Genomic DNA, 17,437 nt, shown 5'->3' with positions numbered 1-17,437 from the left:
GACCACGTTTGGTGGATCTGCTGACGCTTTCATAACCAAATTAAATGCCACCGGGACTGTACTTGTGTATTCCACCTACCTTGGCGGTAGTGGAAGTGAAGATGGCGGAAGCATCGCGGTCGACGGTTCTGGCATTGCTTACGTGACGGGGAGCACCGCCTCCAGTAATTTTCCGGTCACGCCTGACGCCATTCAGCCTACGTTAGCCGGGGGGGGGGACGCTTATTTGACCGAATTGAGCGTTGATGGATCTTCGCTTGTTTTTTCCACCTACCTTGGCGGCAGCGGGAATGATCTGGGCCATGGCGTTACAGTTGACCATTCCGGCAACGCCTTCGTGGCGGGGCAAACCAATTCCGCTAATTTTCCGACTACCGCTGGGGCGTTTCAGACAGCTTTAGCCGGAGGTACAGATGCTTTCGTTACGAAGATCGGACCATTTGCAGAAATATCCCTACTGAAATTCCCGGACCGGTTCGAAGTCCGGCCGGGAGAGACGGTGACCTTCTTTATCGAAGTGACGAACCCAGGCACCGTGCAGCTCACGAATGTAAGGATTGAAGATCCGCTGCTCGGATTTTTCACCGTCATCCCTGAACTTCCTGCTTTTGCGGTGCAAATTTTTGAGGTTGTCTTCACCGTTCCTCTTGGAACGCCTCCAGGATTGATTACGAATGTTGTAACGGTAACTTCCGATCAGATCCCTGAGCCGCAAACCGCGGAGTCTTCCATCCTTGTAACGGAAACGCCTGCGCTGCTGGCGACCAAGACCGTAAACCCACCCGCTGCGGCGCCGGGAGAGACCGTCGTGTTCACGATCACGCTCAAGAACATTGGCAATGTCGACTTGATCAATGTGCATCTTACCGATCCGCTGCTCGGGCTGGATGAAACGATTGATGTCTTGCACGTCGGAGAGAGCATCACGATCGATTGGCCGTTCGTTATTCCACTTGAGGCGCTGGCTGGGGTGACGATTGCGAATACAATAGTCATTACCGCCAACAATTTGCCTGTGCCGGAAGAGATAGGCACGGTAGTCGATGTGCTCGCCGTTCCAAGACTCACTCTGAGCAAAAGCGCAGACCGCACCATTGTGCCTCCGGGAGAAACAGTTACGTTCACAATTACGCTATCCAATAGCGGAAACGTAGCCTTAATGAACCTTTCCGTCACCGACGATCTGACCGGATTCAGCACCATCATTCCGCTGCTTGAAGTCGGGCAGACGGAATTGCTGCAGGTGCCGTTCCTCGTACCGCTGGAGACGCCGCCGCAGACATTCATCAATACGGTCACGGCGGTCAGCAATGAGACGGCGCCTGTAACCGCCAGCGCTGAAGTAGCTGTGGCAGCTCGTCCGCTGCTTGGAATCAGCAAGGTACCGTCATCGACAACCGTTACGCCGGGCGAGACGTTCACCTATACGATCACGCTCTCGAATATCGGCAACGTGCCGCTGACCAATATCCTACTAATCGATCCGCTGCTTGGGCTTGACCAGACGATCGCTTCGCTCGGGGTCGGGGAGACCATAGAGCTTGTAGTCCCTTTCACCGTACCGCAGGGAACGCCGATCGGGTCGGATATCGTCAATCGGCTTACGGTAACCTCGGCAGAGAGCGGTACGCAAGAGGTTGAATCGACGGTAACGGTGGAAGGCATAGGACTCACGCTGAGCAAGCAGCCCAACCGGACGTTCGCCGCCCCGGGTGAGACGATTACGTATACGCTGACGGTGACGAATCTGCTCGCTACCGTCCAGACCAACGTCGTGCTGAGCGATCCGCTGCTCAGCTTCAGCGAGACAGTGCCGGTTCTTCCCGCGAACGTGACGATTACCCGGTTCGTGTCGTTTACGGTACCAGCAGGAGCGGCGAACGGCAGCGTCATTACGAACACGTTCACCGCCTCGTCCGATCAGACGCCGCTGCAGGAGACGACAGCCAAAATCGTTGTGCGGTCGGTGCCGGGCGCGGAGACGACGCTTCAGGTGGTGAAGCTTCCTGACCGCAGCGAGGTGGCCCCGGGCGAGACTGTCCATTATACGGTCCAGGTGACGAACATCGGCAGCAATCCGGCGACGAATGTGATCGTCCGCGATTCGCTCACCGGTACGGTGGAGACGATAACGGTCATCGCGCCGGGCGAGACGGTCGTGGTGAACTTTTCGTTCACAGTCCCTGCTTCGACCTTGAACGGAACCGTTATCGCGAACCGCGTGTCCGTCACCTGGGCGGAGCAGCCCCCGGGTTCGCTTCCGGTACAAAGCGAAGCGCGCGTCACGGTCGCCGTACCCATTACTCCGCCGGAATTAGACGTTCATGTGACTCCGACAACGGCGAATCCGGGCGAAACGGTGATCAAGACGATTACGATCACGAATGTCTCGAACCAGACGATTACGAACGTCCACGTCACCGATTCGCTGCTTAATTTCCGGACGGTAATCCCGTCGCTTGCGCCTGGAGAACGTCGCACCTTTACGCTGCCATTTACGATTCCGGTAGGGACGATTGGCGGTACGTTGTTCCGGAATACGGTAACCATCTTCTCTGACCAGACGGCGCAGCAGCAGGAAACGGTCTTCATCCAGACGGCGTCGCTGCCGGATGCCGAACTTACCGCAACGGTAGACCGGCCTACAGGGCAGCCGGGCGAAACCGTTATCTTCACGATTCAGGTGACCAATACAGGAAACGTCGCGCTCCTGAATGGTATACTGGACGCCCCTCTGCTTGGCGTTCATCTGCAGATCGCCCGATTCGAAGTCGGTGCGACTGAAATCATCCGAGTGCCTTTCGTTCTCCCGAACGTGAAAGAAACTACCGTCATAACGAGTCCGGTCACATTCTCCTCCGATAACGGCCCGACTAGACAGGCGAGCGCATCCGTAACGGTGATCGTAAAGATCGTGCCCCCACCGCCACCGTCGCCTTCAGTCCAGGTGGTGGATGCCAAGCTCACCGAAACGGTAGATCGGCCGGAGGGGCTGCCGGGCGAAACGGTTGTTTTCACAATTCAAGTCATCAATACAGGAAGCATCACGCTTATTAACGGGAAATTGATTGCCCCGCTGCTTAACATTCAATTGCAGATAGATCGGCTGGAGCCCGGCGCGCAAGAAACGCTGCATGTGCCGTTCGTCCTCCCGAACGTGAAGGAGAATACCGTGATAACGAGTCCGGTCACGTTCTCCTCGGACAACGGGCCGACCAGACAGGCAAGCGCATCCGTGCTGGTGATCGCAGAAGAGGAGGAGTGAAGGATATCCCGTTCTCCAGGGGGAACGGGATATTTTTTTGTATAAGGAACCCAGGTTCGAGTTCGACCGGGGTTCAGGAAAGCTTACCTAAGATATCGGATGAGGCTGGCGGTTTTCACCGGATTTTATATCAATGGGTACCCGTAGGCTGGACACTTTGAAAAAAGGTGTTTAGACAATGGGTACCTTTTTGTATACTGGTAGAAAAAGTGGAAGGGCATTCATTCTATTGATAGGGAGTTGAACACTATGACAACAGAAATATTCTTCTCCTCCCCGAAATTGGGAGAGATATCCGACGAGCAACTGCAACGGGTACTGCAACGCTTCAATCTGGGTGAACTAATCTCATTTGCTCCGACCTCCAAGGGAGTTGGCCAACAGACCTTGTTCCTAAAATCTTCCACAGGTGAGTATGTGCTAAAGGGAAATCCGCTCTATCCAGGCCAATTCATAGAGGAGAAATATTACATTGATCATTTGCGTAACACGACATCACTGCCGGTTCCAAGGCTCTATATCGTGGATGAAGCAGAGGACATCTTCGGTTGGTCATATGCCATCATGTCCAGGCTTTCTGGCGTGCATTTAAGCGATCCTGCAGCTTATGTAGGTCTAAGTGATACCGACCGAGAACAAGTTGCCTCTTTGCTGGCCGATGCACTAGCACAAATGCAGCGTTGGAAGGCTGATAGTTTCGGAGAATACAAGCCGTTGGAGGGAAGAATAGCCGAATTTCCAGAAGGATATACATCCTGGCTCTATAATCGGATCAGGTATTGGCTTAGTGATGCCAGAAATTATTCCATGGTTACTGCTCAGGACATAGAGTGGATGGAGAACGTACTTAGAGAGTCCGAGCAGGCATTTAACGAGCTTTCTATCCCGACTTTTGTAATGGGTGACTATAAATTGGATAATTTGCTCTTCCAGCGTCAAGGCGATGCGTGGGGATTAAGCGGGATATTCGACTTCACTACTGGCTATTTCGGTGATGGCTTAGCCGACGTATGTCGAATTATGAATATGTATCAGGACCGTGGGGAAGGGGAGATGGCGACCCAGTTTATACGAGAATATTATTTTCATATCACATCCAAATCCGGATTTGTCGAACGATATCGGGTACATATGCTGCATCAGCGGGTCTTAGACTGGGGCTGTGCCTATGCAATCAACGAGGTAAACTGGGACAGAGAACTATCGTTCTCAGCCTGGGCCTCGCCGTTTATTGAACTGCCGGAAATGAGCGATTAGTAGGTAGAATGTACAGATGCAAAAGGCGGAAGAATGTTGATACAAAAGGGTTTAAGAAGTATTTATGCAATGAATGATTAATGGCATTAATCATATGCTATCCGAATTTTCAGCCATTAATTAATGACATTAATTCTTTTGTTTTTGCAGCGTTTTTGGTTTTGTGACAGCCTGTTAGGTCAAAAAGAAGGAGCTTCCGACAATATAGGAAAGCTCCTTTATTTGCAGTCTTTTTCTATCAACACCACCGAGAGGACACCCACTTCAAGTGACAAAGGAGCTAAGTGGGTGGTGAATCGGTGATATCTCTCGAAATACTTGCTAATTTCTTTGCGAATTCTTTACAAATCTCCCCCACTAAACCATCATATATGGTAAAATAAAGTAGAACATATGTTTGTTGTTGGGGAGGTGAATGTATGTCTGAACCTACATATCGAACCTATCAAATCTGGATCAAGCCTGGTCATCGATTATTTTCCTACTCGGAGCAGATGTGTCAGGGCGCCAAGAACTTGTACAATACGACCAACTTTTATATCCGCCAAGTGTTCACCACACTTAAACAGGACAAACCCTTAGAGCCACTGCAACAACAAGTCATTGGCACGTTACGCGCGAACATCGATCTGATGAACCAGCGTCAGCTTGAGGCCCATCAATCCAGACTTCGCAAACAACTTTCTAAACCTAATGACCAGCGCAAAGGTTCCCGCCCGCACCTGTTCGAACTTCCATCTAAAGACTCTCCCTATCTCGATTTCCCCTTCCTAGATAGTTTGTTCAAAGTGATGGATCAAGCGGATTACCGAGCGCTCCCTACACAAAGCAGCCAGTGGGTCATGAGAAGCGTATTCACCAACTGGAAGTCTTTCTTTGCTAGCATCAGAGATTACCGCATCAATCCTGACAAGTATACCGGAATACCGCGCATTCCCGGTTATGCCCGCTCAAGAACCAAAGCAGTCGTTCTCACCAACCAGGATTGTCAGATCAAGGATCGCAAGTACCTCAAACTCCCAAAGACGAAGCACCGTCTCAACATTGGCAAGCTAGGGACCATAGATGGGGACTTCAAGATGGTACGCATTGTTCCGAGATATGGGCAATATGTCATGGAACTGGTGTTTACATGCCAGGCTGAAACCGCTGATGTGAAGAAAGAGAAGGCGCTGGCGATTGATCTTGGTATTAACCAGCTTGCAACCATTGTCACCAATACCGGTCATAGACCCGTTTGCGTGAAGGGCAAGCCGCTCAAAGCGATCAATCAGTTTTACAACAAACTGACGGCACACTATACCAGCATTCTCCGTCAAGGCAAACAGCCGCACGAAGGAGCGCATACATCCAAGCGACTCGAGCAATTGCATCTGAAGCGCCACCGAAGGATCAAGGACTACTTCCACAAGACGAGTCATTGTATTGTTAGTTTGGCTGTAGAACAACAGATCGGGACGATCATTATCGGATACAACCAAGGATGGAAGGTGAAATCCGATATAGGACGACGAACGAACCAATCATTCTGTCACATCCCGCATCAGATGCTCGTCTCGATGATCCGCTACAAAGCCGAAGCACTCGGAATCGAAGTGATTCTCACCGAAGAATCGTATACATCGAAAGCGAGTTTCCTGGATCGCGATCCCTTGCCCAAGTATGAAGAAGGAGTTTCGAGGACCTTCTCTGGCAGACGCATTCATCGTGGTTTGTATCGTAGCGAGAAAGGGCTGATCCACGCCGATGTGAACGGTGCGGCGAACATTTTGCGCAAAGTATTCCCAAAGGCATCAGCCGATGGGATAGCGGGGTTGGGCGGTAACCAGTCCGTGGACGTGTCAACTCCACTGATGCTAAGCATCTCGTAATGATCAGAGATGATGCATCAGAAACCCCCACTTCAACCAAGTGGAAGCGAAGGTAAGTGGCGGGAGTATTCATAAAGGTCTTGATCGGCGAATGATGCCCAACAGGGGGAATTCAGCCGATTGCGTAGCCGGTATATTCGAGTACGAAATTCGCATCTGCCTTCTCCAGCTTCTCACCAAGATAAGCCCTAATCGTCTTCTCATTAACCCGGTTGGTTCCGCTGGCGATCACAAGGACCGGCTGCTGCGATACTTTACCTTTAAATATTAAGGACTTGGCGATTTGGCTGACATTGCAGCCGATGGTACGGGCGGCTTCATCCGAGGTACGAGCGGAGTCCTGTAGCTCAATAACCTGTAGCTCATGCCCGAAGTCTCGTAGAATGTTTTGTACCTTTTCCGCGGCTGTCTACCGAAGACGCCATAAGATATTTGGCCGACAAGCCCCATTGCTACAGGAACGTCAGCGACGTTATGGTTCGCTTCCAGCATATTATCTTCTACTTTAAATGAGCAGGAGCAGCCTTAGTGCTCCTGTCTCAGCTTCAATCTGCTAAGATCGGGCTGAATTTTATCCATCGCTTTTTTCTTAGTCTCATCCAAGACATGGGTATAGATTTGCGTGGTTGAGATATCCTCATGCCCAAGCAACTCCTGCACGGTACGCAGATCAGCTCCACTGCGCAGTAAATCCGTAGCAAAGGAGTGCCTCAGCTTATGTGCTGACAGCTTCATCCCTTGAAGCTCTGGGAATTCGTCTTGAAGAGCTAGGAAGGTCTTTTCCGCCACCGTCTGAACCATCCGCTTACTAATCCGCCGTCCAAATTGTGATATGAACATAGCATATTGATCTTTTTTATTTTTCGGCTCAATCCGTTCACTCAAATAATGCTGCAGCAGTTCGTTCATTTCGGTAGGGAGGGGGATGTAACGCCATTTCTCCCCTTTACCGAGCACGCCAAGCTCTGATCGTTCTTTATTAAAATCATTAATATTGAGCCGGACGATCTCACTGACCCGTAAGCCTGCGTAGGCCATGAGCGCCACGATTGTAATATCGCGGACAACATACTTGCCATCTATCAGCTGAAGACAAGCATCGAGGAATGGTTTCTCTAAATAGGTAGGCTTCCGATTTTTATCTACTTTGGCTCTTTCAATATTCAAGGCCGGATTGTAGTTCGTTATTTGGAATTTTACCAGTACTTTATAGAAGAGACGGATCGCCGATTGGCAACGGTTCCGATATCTTGCTCCAGCACCAGCCTCACGCACGAGGGTCAGATGATTCATTACATCGAAGTCCGACACCTCGGCAACATTTTTTCCCTCCAGATTATGAAGAAAATGCATCACATCGAAGAGGTAAGCCTTTTGCGTCTCCTTGGAATATTCCCGGTCTTTCATATAAATCGAAAATAGCTGTAATTCGCGTTCATATTGCTCGGCAATAGCTGTGTTGTTCATCAGAATCGCATCCATTTCGTCGTTTAAAAGAGAAATTGCATTAAATCTACATTTAATGCAATTAATATTATAGCAGAATGGGCTAGAAAAGGGCATATAAGATACTAATTGTCTCTATTTTCTCGATAAGCTATCTTTTATAAATTACTGTAGTGAACATTCCACCAGTTGAGTCTGTAAAGTTATTGGCTACATGATGGGGGATATGACAATGGAAGGGCCAGATACCTGGATTATTCGCGAAACCTTCGATATCGAAGGTTTCGCCTGAGGCGACTGGAATCGTGTTCTTCGTGAGGCGGTTGGCAAGTGCTATTGTATTGCGATCGGAAGCGCTGATTACAAACTGATGACCATGTAGATGCATCGGATGAGCATTCATGCCTACATTAGCTAGTCGCAGCTTGACTCGATCACCACTTGCAACGGGAAGAGGTGTCGTAAAGGGGTAACAGCGCCCATTGATCGTGAAGAAGTTAAACATGTCGCTGAGCGGATCAAGTGAGTAGCTTCCTGGTCGTACAATTCCCTTATCCAGCCCCTTAGCATGAAACTCATGCAGCATCATGAAATAATCGGGTCCCGTATGGGAATCGTTTGGATCTAAAATGATCAGTCCGCCACTTAGCCCCATCATTTCCTGACGAACGAAGGCTCTACTTCAGGAACTCCATCCATTGCATTGGGAACGTTTAGTCCATGCCAATGCACACTCGTTGGCACGGGAAGGCGGTTATACACTCTAATATTAACCCAATCGCCTGGGTTGACCAGAATCGTCGGTCCTGGTGTAGTTCCGTTATAACCCCAAGCTTTGAGAAATAATCCCGGTAATATTTCTTGTTTCACAGGCTCGGCGATCAACTCAAAGTGTTTAAAGCCGTCTTGTAACGTATGTGGAAGATTCGGAACATTCGGTGTAATTATCATGATTCTCCCCCTAATTTAAAATCTTTACACCAATAAACATATGTATATATTGCATCAGTAATCCATCCTATTGCTTCATCGTTGTTCGCGCGTATCTATGAATATATAATAGTAGAAATAAGTTTAGTAAATATGATATTTTCTAGTAATAACACTCAATTAAGGAGGATATCTATGTCTGAAGGTCAAGCCTTAGTTCATTCTGTAGTGATTCATGCTCCAGTCCATTTGGTCTGGCATGCATGGACGATTTCCAGTCGTGTTACCGAATGGTTCGCCCCTCAAGCTATCGTTGAAGCTCGCGAAGGAGGCCCATACGAACTCTACTTCATACCTGGCAACACAAGAACGATGAATACTAGTGGCTGTAAGGTTGTCAAGCTGATCGCCGAGCAGGAATTACAGTTCACATGGAAGGCGCCGGATCAATTCGCTGCTATTATGAATGATGAGTCTCATCTGACGGTGGTCAAAGTCAATTTAAAAGAGATCGATGGTGAATCTACTGAAGTAACAGTGGAGCACACAGGTTTCCAAGATCATCCTGCTTGGCGGGAAGCAGTCCAATGGCATGATACGGCCTGGTTTGGCGTTCTTAACAGCTTAAAATCGGCTATGGAGAACGGTCAAGGGGAGCTTTGCTGTAAGCCTTAATATATTTATAAAACTTCATATTTATATATAGAAGCAGTGTTTGCGCAGATATCTGTGGCAGACATTGTTTTTTATTTTCTGTAAAAAATAAAATTTACACTTGAACTTTTTCATAAAAAAATGTATATTGGTCTATGCAAATTAGTTATACAGTTTAATTATTAATTGTTTATTAATTTAGCAATTAACTTTCCAAAGATGAAATGATTCTATTGGATAAGGAGGGACAGGGTTGGCCATCGATCAAGAAATTTTGGAAGTTTCCAACATGTTCAGACTACTAATGAAAAAAGCATCACAGGATTGGAATCGGGGAGCCTGCAAAATGAATCTCACCTTTCCTCAATTTCAAATTCTGTACAGCTTGAAAAGCCGTGGATCTCTTAAGGTATCTGAATTGGCCGATACCCTGAATCTGACCTCTGCAGCAATAACTGGCTTGACTGATAAACTGTGCAGTCAGAATTATGTAGAGAGGGAGAGAGCTACGGATGACAGAAGAGTAGTCTATGTCACAATTACGAAAGAAGGTGTTGATGCCATCGATGCGGTCAAAGAGACCTATCGAGAAATGATCGAGAGATTGTTCGATCAATTATCCAAAGAGGATATTCAGCATTTAAGGCGGATCTTCGCCCAAATGCTGGTTAATATAGATAACTAACTTAAATAAACCGAGGTGGAAAAGAAAGTCATATGGAGCATTTATCGCTTAAACGTAAGATTACAATTATGATTGCCGTAATGGCCGCCATGTTCTTTGCAGCCATTAACCAGACAATCACAAGTACAGCAATGCCTAGAATCATTGCTATATTGGACGGGATGGATTACTATACCTGGACAATCAACATTTATTTGTTAACTTCAACAATTGCCACGATTCTCGTCGGGAAACTGTCCGACATGTACGGACGCAAGCCGTTCATTCTTATCGGGATATTATTATTCATGATAGGGGCTTTTCTGACCGGTACGTCCCATGATGTATTTCAATTCATCACTTATCGTGGTATTCAAGGGGTTGGCGCAGGTATTATTCAATCAACTGCCTTTACAGCGGTTGGAGACTTATTCGCCCCGAGAGAGCGCGGTAAATGGATGGGCCTGATGACAGCGGTATTCGGTTTCTCCAGTGTACTTGGACCAACACTTGGCGGTTACCTGGTTGACCATATTGATTGGCACTGGTTGTTCTGGATCTTCCTTCCACTGGGTGTTGTAGCATTCATTATGATTATGGTACTATTTCCGAAGGTTGAACGTAAACCAGGACAGCACATCGATTACATGGGTTCATTGTTCCTTACGATCGCCATTGTGCCGTTGTTGTTAGCATTCTCTTGGGCAGGCACAGAATATGCATGGGGTTCGGTTCAAATTCTCGGATTGCTGGCTGTAACTGTCGTTGCAGCGCTTATATTCATTTTTATTGAATCGAAGGTCAAAGAACCTGTACTGCCGCTGCATTTGTTCAAGAATAGCGTCGTTACAGTATCCAACCTGATAGGTTTTATCATGAACTTCGGCTTGATGGGCGCAATGATCTATATTTCGTTCTTCGTCCAAGGGGTGCTTGGAATTTCGCCGACATATGCCGGATATGTAACCATCCCGATGTCACTGTCGATGGTAATCACAAGTGCTGTGACTGGACAGCTCATTGCTAAAACCGGTAAATACAAGCGTTTCGCATTGATCGGGATCCCGGTTATGATTATCGGTATGACCGGAATGATCTTTATGCATCACATCGCATTCACGATTGCTACGACGATCATCTTCGGTATTGGTCTTGGTCTCGGTATGCCGGTATTCTCGCTGGCTACACAGAACGCTGTTTCTCACAAGGAACTGGGCGTCGTAACGGCTTCGACCCAATTGTTCCGGAATCTTGGCGGTACGATCGGGATTGCTGTAATGGGAACGGTTATGTCGAATAGTCTGACCAAGAATTTGAAGGGGGCCTTCACCTCTTCGTCAGCACCGGATTTCAGTAAGGTCGATCCACAGTTGGCTCAACAGTTACAAGGATTTGCTAATCCGACGACCTTGATGAATAAACCGCTGATTGAAAAGACTATGGCTTCACTTCCTACGGATGTACAGCCGCTGTTCACGCAAATGATCGACACGATCCGTGATGCGCTGAGCAGCACACTGTCCACTGTATTTTTCACGGGCGCACTTGTTCTGTGCGCGGCACTGCTGCTTGCATTCTTCCTGAAGGAGCTGCCACTGCGTACTTCGAATCAAAGTCATAAAGTGAACGCGCAAGCTCAGCAAGGTGAAGAAGCCGCGGTTCAAGCTTAATACAATAAAGATAACAACTTTATTGTATATTCAAGGAGATCCCTTCTGTATAGCAGAGGGGATTTTCTTTGTAATACAGAAATGCGACCTGCAGCGAATATCAAAGCTAACTATCTTGCAGCGGGACAGACAACGAATGGGGAGGATAAGCTTGCACTTCTGTTTGTTGTTGTTTCGTAACTTTCCATACATAAAGAAAAGCGAAAATTCACATATTAAGGATAATTCAGGGAATATTGAAAGCGACAAAAGTTAACATAACACATGTTATGTTAACTCAACGGAAGGAGCATGATATATTCATGTCATGTTCATTAAAATTTAAGGGAGGCACCTACCATGCAATTAGCAGCACATGAAGCACAGGATTTAAATGAATTGACTTTAAGCTGTGTCAACTCCATTACGAACATGGCATTGTTCATTGGACAAGTACAAGATCCCGATTTAAAAGCGCTTCTGCAAAAGCATCTTCCATTCCATATTCAAGACTATAATATAAAGGTCGAGTTTTTAAGTAAAGCTGAAGGGGCTACCTCACAATTACCAATCCCGGATCTGACGCCGATTCTGCAGTCATTTACACAGTCACAGGCTTCACCTGTTCCGGTTCAGCCAAGAACTGCAGTTCCGCAATTTGATGACAGAGAGATGGCTACCGCTTATTTATTAACGCTGAAAAGAGCGGGCAGAGAATATGCATGGGCAGCAATGGAGATGAGCCATCCGGAAGTACGAAACTTTTTAGAGCATGCTTTTTGTATGAGCTCGCATCATGCATATGATGTTTGGCAATGGATGGTTCAAAAAGGATTCTATCCACTGGAGCCTGCGCCAATGACGACGATGTCTACTTTAGGAACGATGTATCAAAAAGTTGAAGGGACAGCGCCGATTCAATAGAATTTCACAACAAAAAAAGGCTGTCGGAAGTCAGTTATCACTGACTATGATATGCTCCCCTTTTAAGTAGACAGGTTAAAAATAAACCTTCTGCTTGGAGGGGAGCATTTCTTTGTCTAAACCAGACACATATACCGCAATAGATTATCCATGAAGCTATAGATTAAGGCAGCGGCGATAATGATTTGAAACGGGTGGTCGAATAAGGATATAATTAAAAAATATAACTTAAACTTTAAAAAATAAAAGATGGGGGAGTCGTGTGAGTAGACTTAATAAGTTCATCAAAGTATGCCTAGCTGCAGCGCTAGTGCTCTTAATTGTGTTTCTTTGCTCCAAAGTAGATTTTCTCTTTACGCCGATCAGATCATTAACGAAAGTGATTCTGATTCCATTATTGCTATCCGGATTCTTCTATTATATGCTGCGTCCGCTGGTGGACTATATGGAGCGGCATAAGATCAAACGAATTATATCCATATTGCTGATTTATCTGGTCTTGGCCATTCTAATTACAGGCTTTATTATCGGTGTCTGGCCGGCGCTCAGTACTCAGATCACGAATCTGCTGCTTAGTGCCCCGGATTATTTGAATAAATTCAGCAATCAACTTATGGAGCTGGAGCAGACAGGGTTATTGTCGAACTTCATTCCTGAAGATTTTAGTCTGTTATCCAATATGTCTGAATACTTAAACAAGGGCTTCTCCTTATTAAGCAATTATGTCTCCGGACTGTTCTCATTCTTCTCTAATTTTGCCATCATTCTGTTCACGACGCCGCTTCTGTTGTTCTATATGTTGAAGGAAGGGAACAAATTCAGCAGCGGAATAGCCCGCTTCTTCCCGAGACACTATTACAAGGATGTCAAAGAGGTAACCGCAGAAATCGATAACGCGCTTAGTGGCTATATTATTAGTCGGGTGCTAGTTAATGTGGCCTTGGGCGTATTGATGTATATAGGCTTCCTGTTCCTTGGATTGCCATATGCTCTTCTGCTTACGGTAATCGCAGTCATTCTTAACTTCATTCCATTCTTCGGTGCGATTCTGTCCTCCATTCCGATCGTCATTATCGGCTGGATTGAATCACCGTCGATGGCGATCTGGTCGCTAATCATCATACTCGTGGCTCAGCAAATTCAGGATAACCTGATCTCGCCATTGATCTTCGGCAAGAAGCTGGACATCCATCCGATTACGACGATTATTCTCGTTCTCGCCGGTGGCGATTTGTTCGGAATTATCGGTATGTTGATCATCATTCCACTATATATGTTCTTTAAGATTATCATCATTAGAATCTATGAGATTTTCTTCAAGAGCCAGTGGGAAGCGGAGGACGATACTGACGATACTGATGCTGGACAGCAGCCCGGCGACTCCGTTGATGAGACCGATGTGACAGTAGATCCTTCCGTTGAAACAACTGAAGCAGATTAATGAAAAAATCCCGTTCTCTCTCACGAAAGTAGAGAGAACGGGATTTCTTTGTCATTAGACCAAATTAGGAATATCTACGTTTGCATCTGTGTCCGCTTCATAATCGACACCTTCTGATTCGAATCCGAACAATTGGAAGAAGTCCTGACGATAACCGACCAGATCCGTCAATTCATCCACATTATTCGTCTCAACCTGTGCCCAGCGCTTCATGACTTCAGCCTGGATATCTTCACGCATTTCCCAATCGTCAATGCGGATCAAACTATTGCCATCCTTGGCATTCTCGTTATATAGATGCTCCGAGAATAGGCGATACATCTGCTGGATGCAGTTCTCATGCAATCCATTCTCCTTCATCACTCTATACAAAGCAGAGATGTACAAAGGCACTACTGGAATTGCCGAACTGGATTGGGTGACCAATGCTTTGTTCACCGATACAAAGGCCCGTCCACCCTTGTCCGATAGAAGAGCCTGCAATTGATGCGCAGACTGCTCCAGATCGTTCTTGGCCTTGCCGATCGTACCTTCACGATAAATCGGATGAGTGATCTCTGGACCGATATAGGAGTAAGCTACCGTAGTTGCTCCATCAGCGAGCGCACCTGCCTCCAGAAGCTGATCGATCCACATCTTCCAGTCTTCGCCGCCCATAACGGCGATCGTCTGTCTAACTTCGTCTTCCGTAGCTGGTTCGATGCTTGTCATCGTTACTTCTCCCGTGTGGAAATTCATCGTCTTGTTGGAGTAAGCTTCTCCGATTGGCTTGATCACGGACGTGAAGGTCTCACCAGTATCAGGATGAGTACGACGGGGCGATGCCACACTGTATACGACCAGATCAACTTGTCCGAACTCGGACTTGATCAGATCAATTGTCTTCGCTTTGATCTCATTCGAGAAGGCGTCGCCAACGATACTGAAGGACTTCAAGCCTTGGCTTTGCGCGGCCTGTTCAAAGGCTGCTGAATTATACCAACCAGCAGTTGCTGTACGTGCGCCCTCAGCGGCTCTATCGAAGAATACGCCGATCGTATTTGCGCCAGCGCCAAATGCAGCAGCAATCCGGGAAGCAAGTCCGTACCCGGTTGAAGCGCCTACGACGAGGACATTGGCAGGGCCTTGAATTTTCTTCTGTGCTTTCACATATTCGATCTGTTGTTCAATTTGCTTCGCACATCCTTCTGGATGGGCCGTAGTACAAATAAAACCACGAGTCTTCGGCTTAATGATCATTAAGAGATTTCCCCTTTACTATGTAATTAATATTAAATACCAACCATCACGATCTCTAGAGAATTATAGCAAAATTCACAATATGAATACAAAGATTATATTTAGCTTAAATAACACTAGACTCGACTGACGAACTCATTTTAAGTTATAATTATTTGATTAGCGCAGATATGAAGAGTAAAGAAGAGCAACGACGAGGAACGATTAGAAAAATATTATTTTGGCGTGGGAGAGGAAGCTTATTTTGAACGGATCATTCAGAATTACAGACGATCATATCGGCGAAGGGCTTACAATAGTACAAGCGAAGCCCGCAGACACAGAAGCAGTTGCCGCACTCCTGGTTCAGACAGCCGAATGGCTGCGTAGCAGAGGATCTTCGCAATGGAACGGTCTACTGGCGGGTGAAGATTCTCACAATACTACGGGTGCAATCCTGAACGGAGATGTATTCGTCTGCAAATCAGGAACAGATATCGCGGGAATGGTCATTCTCCTGCAGCAGCCAAGCGAGTGGGATCGCCGTCTTTGGGAATCGAAGGCATATGATGGGGACGGTGCGCTGTACTTGCATCGGCTTGCGATCAGTCGTAAGTATGCAAGCACTGGGTTAGGCAGTTCGATCTTAAAATGGTGTAAAGACGGTATTCGCTTCGAGGGCAAAGATAAAATTCGCCTGGATTGCATTGCGGACAATGCCGCACTTAACACCTTCTATAGCAAGAACGGATACGTCTACTTGGGGGAAAACTCCGGATATTGTATATATGAGAACTACTTGGATAAGTAATTTCACACGAGTCATTCATCATAAGACTAGCATGTTTAACACAAAGGGGTAACAGAATGAACAATAAATTTTCCAAAAGAATTCGTGAATTTAAGCCTTCCGGAACGCATCAATTGCTGCAAATGTCAGAGAGACCCGAGGTGATATCCTTCGCTGGCGGATTTCCTGCTCCAGAGCTGTTTCCGGTTGAGGAGTTGAAGGAAGTATGTGAAGCTGTATTGAAAGAACAAGGCCCAGCTTCGCTTCAATATAGTACGACTGAAGGATATACACCGCTAAGGCTAGCAATCTGCGAGAGAATGAAGGACATTGGTATCGAGTCCAGTTATGAGAATGTGATGATTACCTCAGGTTCACAGCAGGCCATTGATTTGACCGGCAAGCTATTCATCGACGAGGGAGATGTCATTATTTGCGAGAGCCCTACATATCTGGCTGCCATTAACGCCTTCAAGGTGTACAATCCAAGATTCGTTGAAGTCGATATGGATGAAGACGGTATGATCATGGAAGAGCTGGAGAAGAAGCTGCAGGCTCATCCCGGTGTGAAGTTCATCTATACAATTCCGGATTTCCAGAATCCAACAGGCAGGACGATGAAGCTGGAGAGAAGACAGAGAATGGTGCAACTGGCCAATCAGTATGATGTTGTCATCCTTGAGGATAATCCTTACGGAGCAATAAGATTTGCAGGAGAGCCCCTGCCGCCACTGAAGCATTTTGATACAGAAGGCAGGGTTATTTATCTAAGCACCTTCTCCAAAATATTCTCCCCGGGACTGCGACTCGGCTGGATTTGTGCCGACGAAGCGTTCATGGCCAGATACGTATCGTTGAAGGAATCTTCTGACCTGCACACCGACAGCTTCGCACAGAGAGTGGCAGCTAAATATATAGAGATGTACGATCTAGAGACGCATATTGAGAAGATAAGAGCGATTTATAAAGAAAGATACAGTGCTATGGTATCCTGCATTAAGGAATATCTCCCGCCAAGTGTATCTTACAGTACACCACAGGGAGGCCTATTTATATGGCTGGAGCTGCCCGAGTCTATCGATTCCGCAGACCTTCTTCAGGATTGCCTGCGTAATCATGTCGCCTTCGTCTCCGGCGCTTCCTTCTTCCCGAACGGTGGGGGACATAATACGCTCCGCTTGAATTTCTCCAATATGTCCAATGAGAATATTGCCGAAGGAATTAGACGCCTGGCCGATGTGTTGCGAAGTAAACTATAGGTAGTCCCCCAACAAAGTTTACGTAATAATTATTATGTAAACTAATGAAAAATCATTAACAATATAAAG

Annotated in this window: 16 protein-coding genes; 10 read left to right on the top strand and 6 right to left on the bottom strand. The window is 46.8% G+C overall.

The genetic code is table 11. The features are described from left to right. The 3 genes from ABD014_RS11970 to ABD014_RS11960 all read left to right on the top strand — a co-directional run. The coding region (locus ABD014_RS11970; RefSeq protein WP_343861257.1) for a DUF7507 domain-containing protein at window positions 1–3,265 on the top strand (3,265 nt) is incomplete at its 5' end. 249 nt (window positions 3,266–3,514) lie between these two features. Beyond that, the gene (locus ABD014_RS11965) at window positions 3,515–4,522 is read left to right on the top strand and encodes a phosphotransferase family protein (RefSeq protein ID WP_343861255.1); all 1,008 of its coding nucleotides are present in this window, start codon (window positions 3,515–3,517) and stop codon (window positions 4,520–4,522) included. A gap of 419 nt (window positions 4,523–4,941) precedes the next feature. Continuing rightward, window positions 4,942–6,393 (top strand): RNA-guided endonuclease InsQ/TnpB family protein, encoded by a 1,452-nt coding sequence (locus ABD014_RS11960; RefSeq protein ID WP_343861253.1) that lies wholly within the window; start codon window positions 4,942–4,944, stop codon window positions 6,391–6,393. A gap of 112 nt (window positions 6,394–6,505) precedes the next feature. Here ABD014_RS11960 and ABD014_RS11955 read toward each other — a convergent pair whose 3' ends face one another. The 5 genes from ABD014_RS11955 to ABD014_RS11935 form a co-directional block, all read right to left on the bottom strand. Further along, window positions 6,506–6,676 (bottom strand): YbaK/EbsC family protein, encoded by a 171-nt coding sequence (locus tag ABD014_RS11955; RefSeq protein ID WP_343862085.1) that lies wholly within the window; start codon window positions 6,674–6,676, stop codon window positions 6,506–6,508. Next, complete coding sequence (locus ABD014_RS11950) at window positions 6,661–6,885, bottom strand: hypothetical protein (protein WP_343861251.1); 225 nt, start codon at window positions 6,883–6,885, stop codon at window positions 6,661–6,663. Before ABD014_RS11950 ends, ABD014_RS11955 begins: the two co-directional genes overlap by 16 nt. Before the next feature lie 33 nt (window positions 6,886–6,918). Then, complete coding sequence (locus ABD014_RS11945; RefSeq protein WP_343861249.1) at window positions 6,919–7,860, bottom strand: tyrosine-type recombinase/integrase; 942 nt, start codon at window positions 7,858–7,860, stop codon at window positions 6,919–6,921. Window positions 7,861–7,990: 130 nt separating this feature from the next. Next, window positions 7,991–8,428 carry a multicopper oxidase domain-containing protein gene (locus ABD014_RS11940; RefSeq protein ID WP_343861247.1) on the bottom strand — a complete coding sequence of 146 codons (438 nt, stop codon included), beginning with the start codon at window positions 8,426–8,428 and terminating at the stop codon, window positions 7,991–7,993. Between the two features lie 65 nt (window positions 8,429–8,493). After that, complete coding sequence (locus ABD014_RS11935; RefSeq protein ID WP_343861245.1) at window positions 8,494–8,790, bottom strand: multicopper oxidase domain-containing protein; 297 nt, start codon at window positions 8,788–8,790, stop codon at window positions 8,494–8,496. A 174-nt stretch (window positions 8,791–8,964) separates the two neighbouring features. On the opposite strand from ABD014_RS11935, the gene ABD014_RS11930 reads away from it, so the two are divergent. The 5 genes from ABD014_RS11930 (at window position 8,965) to ABD014_RS11910 (ending at window position 14,101) form a co-directional block, all read left to right on the top strand. Continuing rightward, window positions 8,965–9,444 carry an SRPBCC family protein gene (locus tag ABD014_RS11930; protein ID WP_343861242.1) on the top strand — a complete coding sequence of 160 codons (480 nt, stop codon included), beginning with the start codon at window positions 8,965–8,967 and terminating at the stop codon, window positions 9,442–9,444. Between the two features lie 232 nt (window positions 9,445–9,676). Next, window positions 9,677–10,108, top strand: coding sequence for a MarR family winged helix-turn-helix transcriptional regulator (locus ABD014_RS11925; RefSeq protein ID WP_343861240.1), 432 nt, complete (start codon window positions 9,677–9,679; stop codon window positions 10,106–10,108). Between the two features lie 32 nt (window positions 10,109–10,140). Next, the gene (locus ABD014_RS11920; protein ID WP_343861238.1) at window positions 10,141–11,757 is read left to right on the top strand and encodes an MDR family MFS transporter; all 1,617 of its coding nucleotides are present in this window, start codon (window positions 10,141–10,143) and stop codon (window positions 11,755–11,757) included. Window positions 11,758–12,096: 339 nt separating this feature from the next. Further along, window positions 12,097–12,660: a spore coat protein gene (locus tag ABD014_RS11915; RefSeq protein ID WP_343861236.1), complete on the top strand. Its 564-nt coding sequence runs from the start codon at window positions 12,097–12,099 to the stop codon at window positions 12,658–12,660. A 262-nt stretch (window positions 12,661–12,922) separates the two neighbouring features. After that, a complete protein-coding gene (locus ABD014_RS11910) occupies window positions 12,923–14,101 on the top strand; it encodes an AI-2E family transporter (protein WP_343861234.1) in 1,179 nt (392 codons plus the stop codon). Between the two features lie 54 nt (window positions 14,102–14,155). Here the strand turns inward: ABD014_RS11910 and fabV are convergent, their stop codons facing one another. After that, entirely contained in the window at window positions 14,156–15,340 is a 1,185-nt protein-coding gene (gene fabV, locus ABD014_RS11905) for an enoyl-ACP reductase FabV (RefSeq protein WP_343861232.1), read from the bottom strand. A 244-nt stretch (window positions 15,341–15,584) separates the two neighbouring features. Here fabV and ABD014_RS11900 point away from each other — a divergent pair, with 244 nt between their 5' ends. Both ABD014_RS11900 and ABD014_RS11895 read left to right on the top strand, forming a co-directional pair. Next, complete coding sequence (locus ABD014_RS11900) at window positions 15,585–16,130, top strand: GNAT family N-acetyltransferase (protein ID WP_343861230.1); 546 nt, start codon at window positions 15,585–15,587, stop codon at window positions 16,128–16,130. Window positions 16,131–16,186: 56 nt separating this feature from the next. Beyond that, window positions 16,187–17,368, top strand: coding sequence for an aminotransferase-like domain-containing protein (locus tag ABD014_RS11895; RefSeq protein WP_343861228.1), 1,182 nt, complete (start codon window positions 16,187–16,189; stop codon window positions 17,366–17,368). Window positions 17,369–17,437 lie beyond the last annotated feature (69 nt).

The sequence above is a fragment of the Paenibacillus motobuensis genome, from assembly GCF_039521865.1.
Taxonomy (GTDB): domain Bacteria; phylum Bacillota; class Bacilli; order Paenibacillales; family Paenibacillaceae; genus Fontibacillus; species Fontibacillus motobuensis.
This window is presented reverse-complemented; position numbering and strand designations above follow the sequence as displayed.